8 protein-coding genes are annotated in these 11,167 nt (G+C 53.7%); 3 read left to right on the top strand and 5 right to left on the bottom strand.

Annotated elements, in window-relative coordinates; translation table 11 throughout:
- Both IGR76_04075 and IGR76_04070 read left to right on the top strand, forming a co-directional pair.
- Nucleotides 1–736: ABC transporter substrate-binding protein (locus tag IGR76_04075; protein ID MBF2077702.1), on the top strand; the 736-nt coding region annotated here is incomplete at its 5' end.
- 76 nt (nucleotides 737–812) lie between these two features.
- Entirely contained in the window at nucleotides 813–1,007 is a 195-nt protein-coding gene (locus tag IGR76_04070; GenBank protein MBF2077701.1) for a hypothetical protein, read from the top strand.
- Here IGR76_04070 and IGR76_04065 read toward each other — a convergent pair.
- Entirely contained in the window at nucleotides 1,004–4,435 is a 3,432-nt protein-coding gene (locus IGR76_04065) for a TIGR03032 family protein (GenBank protein ID MBF2077700.1), read from the bottom strand. The two genes, IGR76_04070 and IGR76_04065, sit on opposite strands and share 4 nt — an antisense overlap.
- A gap of 82 nt (nucleotides 4,436–4,517) precedes the next feature.
- Nucleotides 4,518–4,808, bottom strand: a complete 291-nt coding sequence (locus IGR76_04060) for a hypothetical protein (GenBank protein MBF2077699.1) — start codon at nucleotides 4,806–4,808, stop codon at nucleotides 4,518–4,520.
- Between the two features lie 464 nt (nucleotides 4,809–5,272).
- Here IGR76_04060 and IGR76_04055 point away from each other — a divergent pair, with 464 nt between their 5' ends.
- Nucleotides 5,273–5,452: a hypothetical protein gene (locus IGR76_04055; protein ID MBF2077698.1), complete on the top strand. Its 180-nt coding sequence runs from the start codon at nucleotides 5,273–5,275 to the stop codon at nucleotides 5,450–5,452.
- A gap of 11 nt (nucleotides 5,453–5,463) precedes the next feature.
- Here the strand turns inward: IGR76_04055 and IGR76_04050 are convergent, their stop codons facing one another.
- Genes IGR76_04050 through IGR76_04040 form a run of 3 tightly spaced genes read right to left on the bottom strand, consistent with a single transcriptional unit; the run spans nucleotide 5,464 to nucleotide 10,964 of the window.
- Complete coding sequence (locus IGR76_04050) at nucleotides 5,464–7,116, bottom strand: DUF2079 domain-containing protein (GenBank protein MBF2077697.1); 1,653 nt, start codon at nucleotides 7,114–7,116, stop codon at nucleotides 5,464–5,466.
- A gap of 55 nt (nucleotides 7,117–7,171) precedes the next feature.
- Nucleotides 7,172–8,992 carry a tetratricopeptide repeat protein gene (locus tag IGR76_04045; GenBank protein MBF2077696.1) on the bottom strand — a complete coding sequence of 607 codons (1,821 nt, stop codon included), beginning with the start codon at nucleotides 8,990–8,992 and terminating at the stop codon, nucleotides 7,172–7,174.
- Nucleotides 8,993–9,026: 34 nt separating this feature from the next.
- Nucleotides 9,027–10,964: a mechanosensitive ion channel gene (locus IGR76_04040; GenBank protein MBF2077695.1), complete on the bottom strand. Its 1,938-nt coding sequence runs from the start codon at nucleotides 10,962–10,964 to the stop codon at nucleotides 9,027–9,029.
- Between the last annotated feature and the right edge of the window lie 203 nt (nucleotides 10,965–11,167).

Below are 11,167 nucleotides of genomic sequence, written 5' to 3'. Positions count from 1 at the left end.
TCATCCTGGCATTTTACGCCGCAGAGCGGCGGGGAATCGACCCGCAGGGATTGAAGTGCGACGGGCGATCGCCCATGCCATCAATAAAGAGGAAATCGTCAAAGCCTTCTGGAGTGGCCTAGGGGAAACCGATCCCCACTTCACGCCACCGTCGATAAAAGAGTTTCAAGCGACAGGATTAGAAGACTACGCCTACGATCCTGAAAAGGCCAAGCAACTCCTTGCAGCCGCAGGCTATCCGGACGGTTTCCCGCTAGAACTTTGGTATATGCCCGTGAGCCGTCCCTACTTTCCCAACCCGAAACCGATTGCAGAAGCCTTTGCTGCCGAACTGAGTGAAATCGGTGTCACTGTAACGCTCCAAACGAAGGACTGGGGAGCCTATCTGGACGATCGCAACACGCCCCCCGGATTCCAATCCTTTATGTTGGGATGGACAGGAGACTATGGTGATCCCGATAACTTCCTGTATGCTCACTTTGGCCCCGGTGCAACTAGCGATCTCGGCGACTGGAAAAACGAGAAAGTCTTTGAACTGCTCGATCAGGCTCGTGCTGAAGGCGATATGGAGGTTCGCAAACAGCTTTATGCAGAGGTCGATCGCCTCGTCTTTGAAGAAGCAGTGCGACTTCCCATCATCCATTCCCAACCGTTGTTGGCAAAGCGTACCAATATCCAAGGTTGGACACCGAGTCCGCTAGGCTCGGAACCGTTTGAAGAGATTGAGAAACTATAGGCTCAAGACCGTTTGGTCAATCCAATGATGGTGTATGGCATCCATCTGTACGCCATCGTTTTCGCTGTTATAGCTGTTGCCAGCTAGCTTAGGACATGGACATTTGGGTGGGGCGGCGAAGTCGTCCCACCAAAATGTCCTAACCGATATGGCTAGCGCTATGAAATTGCTGATGGGTACGAACTCCTCTACCGAAGAGAGTTTGAATGTCTACCATGGCATCAAAATCCGCCGTTTTCGCGCCCATTTTGATGGCGATCGCTGGAGCTAACCAAACATTGTCGGATCATCGTGAATCAAGTTAGAGGGACGCAACCAGTAGGCGACCTCTGGCGCGGTAAAGGCTTCTCGCACCGCAGGTTTGTCGAGGTTCAAAATGGTGGGGCGGAGCATTCCCGGCAAAAATTTCACGTCATAGAGCTCGCGACACCCGCTATCAAACTTGAGTAACCCCACCTGATCACCTGTGCGGATATTGACAATGGCAACCCCGCACAGCAGTTGGGCAAATCGCTCTTGGACAGGCAATCCACCAAAAATATGTCGTTCCCGAATTTGACATAGACCCATGAGAGCGTAGTCCCCCACAAAGCAAAGTCCGCGCCCGAAGCCCGGTAACGCGCAAATGACGGTGCGATCGCCCTTTTGGACATCAATGCGGCATAGTTCCCCGACTCCCGAATTCAGCACCCACAGCGCCCCTTCATACCACTGCGGCGAGTGGGGCATCGAGAGTCCCCGGTGGATAACTTCGTTGGTGTCCACGTCGATCACGATTCCACCTTTAGCTTTGTTCTCCCGCCATCCCCCTACTTCGTTCGTTTCGCCTAGAGCGGTGACGTATTTGGGGCGATCGCCCACCATCGCTAACCCATTGAGATGACAGCGATCCTCCGGTGCCAGGTCTGAAATAAAGGAGGGTCGCCATTCGGGGACAAAACTATAGTCGGTGCTGAGGGAGGCCAAACAGGAAAAGCGAGTGTTCACCATCCACAATCGTCCCTGTCCAAAGCTCATATCGTGGATATTGAGATCGCCTGTGTAGTAAGCGGCTCGCGGGAGATAGAGGGTGTCGTATCGTCCGGGCTGCTGTTCCAAATAGTCGTGAGCGAGAGGCTTGGCATTGGCAAAGAGAACGACTTCATGCTGGGTCGCCAGGGCAATGCGATCGCCCATCACCGCCATCCCCATCGGTTTTGAAAACTGCCGCAACAGCATTGTTACCTGTTGTCCATTCCAGCCCACCATCAGCACTTTTCCGGCCTGATAGGTGGTGACGGCGATCGCTCCTCCGGATAGACGCAGCCAGTGCTGAAATCCTTCATCGGCTTGGCAGGATACGGGTTCTCCGGGATTTTCGTCTAAATTCGTTTCAGCATTAACCGTGGGTAACAGGGAGGGTTGCGATATCACTGCGGGCGCAGATCCTGGAGTGGACACATTGGTGCTGGGAAGTTTTACCTGGAGGTGGGTCGGTGGCTGTCCGGTGCAATGATGGTTCCAGGCTAGAAGATAGACTTGTTCCAAGTGCCGAACCGTTTGGGGCGTGTCAAATAGAGGTAGATCTAAACGGTGGATGTCGAGATGGGCTTGATACTGCTGCAATTCATCGGAATGGGTCGCTAAATAGATGGCCAGATCTTCATACTCCTGAAGGGTTTCCGTCACTAACTGCGGTAACTGCACGGCATAGAGTAGACTGGCTGCCACCCGCGAGGCAAAGGTTTCTCCGGCTGGGGTGATGAGGGGGAGTCCTGCCCAAAGAGCGTCGCTGGCGGTGGTGTGGGCGTTGTAGTAGCGAGTATCTAGAAAGAGATCGGCGGCGCGGTGGCGGGTAATGTGCTCCTCTTTAGATGTGCGTGGCGCAAAGTATAGGCGGGTTGGATCAATACCGTGACTGGAGGCGATCGCCCGCACCCGATCATCGATGACTGGATCACTGGACAACAGCCACAGTACACTCGCTGGAACTTGCTGCAAAATCGACATCCAGATAGAAAAGATCGTCGGCTCTATTTTTTCCAGTTTGTTGAAGCAGCAAAAGACAACGGCATCTTTGGGTAAGCCCGCCTGTTCTCGTAGAGATTGGCGGGTTTGGGAAGGGTCAGGACGGAACTGCTGATTGTTGTTGATTTGGTAGGAGTAGGGCAGATAGAGACATTGCTCGGTTAGGGTATGTGCCAGAGGGGGAGGCGTTACGACGAGATCGGTCACGATATAGTCGATATAGTCTGCACCAAGAGTGCCGGGATAGCCCAAGTAGGTGATCTGAATAGGCGCAGGCCGGAAGGCAAAGAGTTCTGGGCAGGCGTGCTCGGTATACCCGGCTAGATCGATCAAAATCTGGATTCCATCTGCCCGAATCTGGTGAGCGATCGCCTCTAGGGTCTGACCTCGCATATCTAAAAAGCGATCGCAATCCGCCATGAGTTTCTGGCGATAGGCACTGTCATCGTCCGGGCCAAGGGAATAGGCAAAAACTTCAAACTGTTGGCGATCGTGCAGTTCAAACAACCGCAGCATCAGTTGGGCAACGGCATGATGGCGAAAATCACCGGAGACATAGCCCAGCCGGATGCGATCGGTCGGGGATGGCTGGCTCCCACCCAAATCTAAGAGAGAGAGGCGATCGCCCAATTTGCGAACGAGGGTAGTGGCATGGCGTTCAGCGATTGCCCGTTGCTGTGCCGCACCCAGGGGCATAAACAAACTGCTGTAAGGAGACACCTCAACGTCTGTCCCCAAGGCTAAGCGTTCGGTCACAACCTGCCAAAGACGGGACTCTAGACCCGCCAACTCATTCCAGCGTGCCGTTTTCCGCACAATGCCAACCAGTCCATCTAAGGCTTTGGGATGGTGGGGGTCTAACTCTAGAATGCGGTGATAGGTTTCGTAGGCAGGGTCGTACTGTTCTAAGCGTTGCTGCACGTTTGCCAGATTGAACAGCGCAGGCACATAGTTAGGTTGGAGGCGGAGAACCTGTTGATACTGCTCAATGGCCGCTCGTGCCTGACCCCGATCATGAAGCAACGTTCCAAGGGCATTTAAGGCTTCGACATATTGGGGGCGATCGCGCAATGCCTGGTCATAACAGCGCTGAGCCGCCTCGCGATCGCCCAAGGCATAAAAGGCAACCCCCAAGTTATACTGCGCTTCGGGGTAGGGAGACTGGCACTCCAGCGCGATGTGATAGGCCGCGATCGCCCGTTGCCAACGGCCAAGTTGTTGCCAACAGTTTCCCTGCTGGTAGTGGGCGGCGGCATAGCGTGGGTTGAGTTCAATCACCTGCTGATACTCGGCGATCGCGGCTTCGAATTGCTGCTGTTTCTGAAGGGCTAAGCCCAGATTAAACCGCGTGTCGATGGCATTGGGGGCAAGGGCGATCGCCCGCTGATAGGCCTTGATCCCAGCCTCCCATTGCCCCAACTGGCAGAGGACGACCCCCAAATGATTCTGAAATTCAGGCACCTCTGGCGCAAGGGCGATCGCCTGTTGGAGTACTGCCAATGCCTGCTGCGGTTGCCCGCTTTGAAGCAGTGCTAGTCCTAAAAGGTGCAGAATGGGAGGGGAGTTCGGGTCTTGTTGGAGCGTGGCCTGACACAGGGCGATCGCCTCGGCAAATTGTCCCGATTGTCCAAGTTTGGTGATCTGGGCGATCGCGGGTTGAGAGCGTTGCTGCGGGGATTTTCGAGAAGTCATACGGCTAAACGCTATAAAAATCGGATGGGAGTACTCCCATCCGTCTATAATCTCGCAATATCTTATGGATGGCTGCAGTGACTTATGCAGCTTCGGCCACGGCTTGCATGTTCCCTACAGCCTTTGCTGCACTTAAATCTACCCAAACACGATAACAGGTTGGCTGCATGACTGAAGAAACAGTAATCACACTCGAAACCCCCTGCTGCGAGAGGTGAAGCGCCAATTCATAGGCTTTATCTCGCTGGGTCTCGCTGTAAGTCTGTACTTGAAAATAGAGTTTCCCCCAATGTGTCATGCCCTGATGAATCTGGTCTTCAAAGTAGAAACTGAATGGGCTTACCAGTTCCTCACAAGTTACAGTCGGCAGCATCGATATCTCTTATTTCTTCATTGAACTAAACATTACTATACTATCCCATATTGTTTTCGTAGGGTTCAACACGACTCTGCTGAAAACAGTCCGCAGAATGGCTGAATCTCTAATACCCATTCCTAGATTCAGTAGATCGAAAATAGGCGTATTTCACAATGAATCCTGGCTTTGATCCCTCTAAATTCCCCTTTCCAAGGGGGACTTCAAGCTATCTTTGGCTCGGTTCCCCCCTTTCTTAAGGCGGCTGGCAGGGTAGGGGGAATCCAAACAAGGTTTGTGATCTACTGAGATTATTTGTTATAGATGGGGCACAGTATAGATGGGGCACAGGGGGCGCAGTCCCCTGATGGGAAAGGCACAGGCTCCGCGAACGCGAACAAAACTCAAAGTTGGTATTACGGTTTCTTAACGTCTAATGTTTTATATTGTGTTTTCTGTGGATATCTCCCTCACCCTCATCTATGAACAGTTCCCTTATCGTTGGATTTATGCTGGTCTGGGATTTGCTCAGTGACGCCATTGAGGCCGCTGAAAACTCCGAACCCCAACAAGTGAAAGATTTGGTAAACCTGGCTCAGCAAAAACTCCAGGAGTTAGAAGAAGATATGCGGGCGATCGCCCAGCCGCCAGAAGACGATTGAAGCTGATCCCGCTAGGAATTCCGCTTTAATGCGCGTTGGAAGGTTTTCCACTCGTCAAACGCTCCACTATTTGAGGGTTGCCCACGCTGCAAAAAAAGTACGCCATCGGCAAATCCCATCACCCCATAGTCGCGATCGGCAATGCGGCTGGCTCCCTTCAGCATCGCGTCTAGGCGATCGCGCTCATCGGGGAATACCGCTTGAAACTGCTGCGGTTGCTTCATGTCCAGCAGCACATACTCTACTTGAATCACCTCTTGGTCATCGGTACGGAGCTGCAATTCGGGGAACCGCACAATCTCGCGGCGGCTGGAGAGGTGCGGCACAATATGGCTTGTGGTTGAAACGCTGGCATCAGGCGGAATCTGAGCCATAAAGGAACGGATGATGCCTGCATGGTGCCATTGGGCGGCGGGCGCTAAGTACACACGAGGACTAATCGAGTCAGGAATCAGCCAAGACAGGGAACGATTGGGGTTTGACGTAATCGTGAACAGGATGGAGAGGGTGAGGCAGGTAATCCAGACATAGCGCAGTCGCGGCTTCCAGGCGAGGGGATGCGCCGACCACCAGAGAATCGTGCCGTAACAAAGCCCCGGAACCAGGGTCAGTGCATAGCGTAAGTTGATCGAGAGGGCGATCGGATCTTTGCGGAGGAGGGTTTGCAGCAGGGGACAGGCAATCAATGCCCAGGCCGATGGCGATATCGCAGGCACAAACATAAACGGCAACCATTGTCCCAGCAGATATTGGATGGTTTCGCCTAACGGAGTCACTAAATCGTACAGAACTCGGAGCGGATTGGAGAGAATGCCCAAAATGACCTGGACGGTAGAGGCTTCTTTGCCATCGACGTACTGCCCAAACTGTTCCATCATGAACCGCCGCGAAATGTCTTCCGAGAACATCGGCATAAACACGTTCGTGACCAGCAGCACATAGCCAAAACTCGCGGCACACACTGCCAAGCCCAATCGCGGAAAGCGACGACTGGCTAGTAAGTAAAACCCAATGCTGAACAAAATAATGCCGGAATCTTCCCGAACTAGCAGAATTAAGGCCGCCATTAGCCAAAATAGCCACCAGCACCGCTTTTCTAGGGCAATGAGTAGGCTGAAGATAAACAGCGGAATTTGCGAAAAATCATGGAAGTTTCCCACGCTTGGCCCAATCACCGCATTCGCAGCGTAGTAACCCCCTGCCACTATCGTCGCTAGCGGCACATCCAGATAAATCCGAGCCAGACGGTAGAGCAGCAGTCCGGCGATCGCAATCAGCGTGACTAGCAAAATGTACAGGGTGATGGGGGAAGGAAACAGCCAGTAAATCGGGTGCCAGAGTAAGAGGGAGGGGGTGAAGTGTTGTCCCAGCCGATGGTAGAACACCTCTGGAACCTGCCCATCCTTGACGACCGGAGTGGACAAGGTTGAAGACAGAGAGCTTTGGAAGATATTGCCCCCGTGGACTCCATTCCAAAACAGTTGGTTAAAGATCCCCTGATCAAAGGAGGTATAGGAAGGATACATAGCGTAGTGACGATGGAGCACGACGGCTACCAAAATCACCCAAAATAGGATGGCGGCAATCAGAACGCCACGGCTGAGGCTGAGGCTAAACCAGCGTCCTAGCCGAACTGTATACTCGTGCGGTGAAGGATCTCCCATGTCTCGTCTGTGTCGCTAACCAAGCCCTTAGTATAGGATGTCTAGACGCGGCTTTTTACTGTCCCAGCTTATTTCGCATCTGCTGTTGCAGGCTTTGGGCGATCGCATTTTTGGGGTCTGCCTCTAACGCTCGGTTAATAGATTCCAAGGCCGCATCGTACTGGCCTTTTTCCCACAGCGCCGCCGCCCGGTTACTCCAGGCTTCCGAAAAGTCGGCGTTGATTTGAACGGCACGGTCAAAGGCAGTGTAGGCATCCTCAATCTGTCCCAACTGGAACAAGGCTGTCCCTCGGTTATTCCAGGCTTCGGCATGGGACTGGTCAAGGGCGATCGCCTGATCATACAGATCCAACGCTGCCTGGGGTTGCTGCTGCTGCTCCAGGGCATACCCCTTACTCCACAAGGCGTCGGCATAGTTTGGCTGAAGGGCGATCGCGGCATCGCAGGCTTCAACTGCTTCAGAAAAACGCTCTAACTTATTGAGGCTGTAGCAGCGTCCCCACTGGGCTTCAGGAACATCAGGATCTAGGGCGATCGCCTGGTCGTAGGCATTAAGGGCGGGCTGGTAGTTGCCTTGCACTCGCTGTTTCTCGGCTTGCTCAAGGCGGGTGGCTACCTCACTGCTCTTAGCATTGGGTTCAGTTTCAGCAGTTAGTTGTGTTGGTGAGGCTGAACTCGTAGGCGTTGAAGGAGTATTTGTGGACTGATCGGAACCATCGGTTGGGGTTGGAGGTGATGCTGAAGGGGCGCGATTGGGCAAAACCATGGTGAGTCCAAGTCCAGCTAGGATCAGGGCAGCCATACCTCCCGCAATGGGCATGAGTTTAGTTTGAGATGGAGAAGCAGGCAGAGGCAGAGGCGGCAATGCTACGGTTTTGCCTGTGCGTTCGATGGGTAAGGGCGATCGCTCACCGTCCCCAATGCTGCTAGGCCAGGGCGTGGTTGAATTGTAGAGATCGGACGCAATCGTGCCCAGGGTTTGCGCATCGGGCATGACGGGTGAGGGGGCGGCGCAGAGGAGCGCTTCCGGTAGGGTCTGCACGGCAGCTAGGGCTTCGCTCGCGGAGGTGTAGCGGGTGCGAAAGTCGTAGCGCACCATGTGATCAAGAAGATCGCCGAGTTCGGGAGGTAGGTTTGAACAGCGATCGCGCCACTGCACCTCACAGGTCTGCACATCAGTGGCAAGGAGCGTCGGGTGGCATCCTGTCAGGGCTTGAATGGCAATGATTCCCACTGCGTAAATGTCGCTGCTAAAGCGTGGATTGCCAGAGAGTTGCTCATTAGGCATGTAGCCCTGGGTGCCAATGGAAATGGTATGGGTTCCGGTGTTGGAGGCCATCAGTTGAGTGCTGACCTGTTTGACGGCTCCAAAGTCAATCAGCACAATCCGTCCATCGTGATGGCGTCGAATCAGGTTAGAGGGTTTGATATCCCGATGGATGACGTTGTGCTGATGCACGAACGCCAGCACACCCAGCAAATCGCTCAGCAATGCCACTGCCTGTTCGGGCGTCCAGGATTGCCCCGGTCGCAGTTCCTCGCTAAGGGCATGACCCTCGACGAGTTCCTGAGCCAAGTAGAAATCCTGCTGTTCCTCAAAGTGGGCTAGCAAACGCGGAATTTGATTATGGCTACCCAGCTTATACAGGACTTTCGCCTCGGTATCGAACAGGCGGCGAGCGATCTGCATTTGGGCGGGGGAACTCACCTGCGGCTTGAGTTGCTTGACCACACAGAGGGGATGATCGGGCAGGTGGAGGTCACGGGCAAGAAAGGTTTGCCCAAATCCGCCCGCACCCAGCGGACGAACAATTTCATAACGTCCACCCAGCGGACGAGTCTCACCTTGAAATGCTTTGAAGAAATTAAATCCCATGCATCTCCTAGGGGCTGAAGGCACTGGCGCTCGGTTATACGTCACCGTCGGTTGAAGCGACGTTTGAGCCACCGTTCAGGTTCCAGGATTGGGCGATCGCCTCCTCATCTTCACGGAAGCGATAAAAATAGTACCCATCTTGAAACTTGGAGTCGCCAGTGACGACCCGAATTTCATCGGCATTCAGCAAGGCTTGCCCCCATTGAAGCGCCTCCTCGCGGGTACAGTTCCAGTGTTCCACTAACCACCCCACCGCTTCACTGCCAATAAAGCATTGGGGATAGAGATTGCATTGATACTGGCGATCGCCAATTGATACGCCTCCCTCGCTCCGCCATGCGTCGATCAGAGATTGCAACTCATCGGGCGATCGCGGCTGTTCGGCTTCAGGTTTTGTCTGCTCGGCGGCGGCCTTGAGTTGCAGGGTGGGTGGGGGTGGGGGATCGCTTGGGGATGGGAATTGCGTAGCGAGGGCGTCAACTAGGGCACTCAGTTCGGGCGATCGCACATGGAGATCGCGCTGGGGGAAGGGAATTTCTAACCCATGTCGTCTGAGGCTTGCTTCAATTTCGTAATACACATCGCTTTTGACCTTGAATTGCCGTTTCGGATCGCCCGTCCACACGAGCAGATCAAAATTGAGGGCACTGTCGCCAAAGCCCTGAAACCAGACTTCAGGGCGAGGCCGTAGAAGCACTTCAGGATGACGACGGGCGGCTTCCAGCAAGGCCATTTTCACCTTATCCACATCTGAACCGTACGCGACGCCCACAGGCAAATGCATTCGGCACACCGGATCACCGTGACTCCAGTTGATCACCTCGCTTTCCAAAAAACGGGAATTGGGCACAATGATCGTCACCTGATCCAGGGTGCGAATTTCGGTGCTGCGTGCGCCAATCCGTTCCACAATTCCTACCAACTCACCGAGATTCACAAAGTCGCCCACCTCAATAGGACGCTCTAAGGTGATGATGAATCCGCTGATGAAGTTATTGGTAATGTTTTGAATACCAAAGCCAATTCCAACCCCAAGGACACTCGCCAGAATCGCCAACGAACTAACATCCACGCCCCAAATTTGCAGCAGAATAATCAGCCCCAGAAACGTGAGGGCGTATTGGAACAGGACAGCCACCACATCCTGAATTCGAGAGTTGACCCCCGCAGGCTGTAAAACATAGAACCGAAATAGACGAGTGAGCGTGCTAATTCCAAACCACAAGCCAGCGGTTAACCCGAGCAGCAGTAGTAGATTTAGGGCAGAGTAGTTGCTGGTTCCGAGGGTAATGATCCGGGCGTTGAGAAACCCCCACAGACGGTATCGCGCCATGCGGGTTTCGGGGAACAGATCGGTAACGTAGAGCAAAACCGCTGCCCATAACCCCAGTTCTAGCCCTAGAAACGCTAATTTCCAGACAATGCGTAGCGAATCTTTCCAGGAATGGAGAGGAGTATGGGTGGCATCGAGCCATTGCCGGATGCGTTTACTGCCCCATCGTCCAATCAGCCACAGCAGACCGTGAATCATAGCGGCGATCGCCAGCACAACTGCACTGTAAATCGTTGCTCGGCGGAGATATTCGGGCGATCGCTCTAATTGCGCTTGCCGAATCTCATCCTGAAGAATGCCTTGCCAAATAATGGCCTGACCATAGGGAGTCGTGGCCGTAGTTACATCCCGTTCTGTGACGGTGAGCAGATTGTGTTCACTGGGATAGCCTTGCAGTACAACATAGCCGCTTTCAGTGACCACAACGACGCTGGTTTGCTCGCTGGATTCGGCCTCTTTCTGGATCGAAGCGTTGATACTGGCTGCCCGCTGTTCGGCACTTAAATTGCTGAGGTCGTGAACCTTAAACAGCACTTGACCATCCAGCACCACAGGAGCCCATGTCGAGACTTGTCCGGGAGCGGTTTGGGCGATACTGGCGGATGGGAACAGTCCAATGATCAAAACTACGGTACACATCGCAATGCAACTGTAGCGCCAGAGGCGATGACGGAGCGATCGCCAAGGCTTCACGGACAGTCTCCCGGATGGATTCATGGGCGCTAAATGGAACTCTAAATGGACGCGGGGTTAATGGTTTGTGGATTCCTGAACAAAGGATCGAACAGGCTTTGTTGCATGATTAGAAAAACGGTCAGGTTCGCCTTGAGAGTGTCCTGGTA

Source organism: Synechococcales cyanobacterium T60_A2020_003 (assembly GCA_015272205.1).
GTDB lineage: Bacteria > Cyanobacteriota > Cyanobacteriia > RECH01 > RECH01 > JACYMB01.
This window is presented reverse-complemented; position numbering and strand designations above follow the sequence as displayed.

Coding starts and splice junctions, on each gene's coding strand:
- IGR76_04065 (MBF2077700.1), bottom strand. CDS start 4,435: ATGACTTCTCGAAAATCCCCGCAGCAACGCTCTCAACCCGCGATCGCC.
- IGR76_04060 (MBF2077699.1), bottom strand. CDS start 4,808: ATGCTGCCGACTGTAACTTGTGAGGAACTGGTAAGCCCATTCAGTTTC.
- IGR76_04055 (MBF2077698.1), top strand. CDS start 5,273: ATGAACAGTTCCCTTATCGTTGGATTTATGCTGGTCTGGGATTTGCTC.
- IGR76_04050 (MBF2077697.1), bottom strand. CDS start 7,116: ATGGGAGATCCTTCACCGCACGAGTATACAGTTCGGCTAGGACGCTGG.
- IGR76_04045 (MBF2077696.1), bottom strand. CDS start 8,992: ATGGGATTTAATTTCTTCAAAGCATTTCAAGGTGAGACTCGTCCGCTG.
- IGR76_04040 (MBF2077695.1), bottom strand. CDS start 10,964: ATGTGTACCGTAGTTTTGATCATTGGACTGTTCCCATCCGCCAGTATC.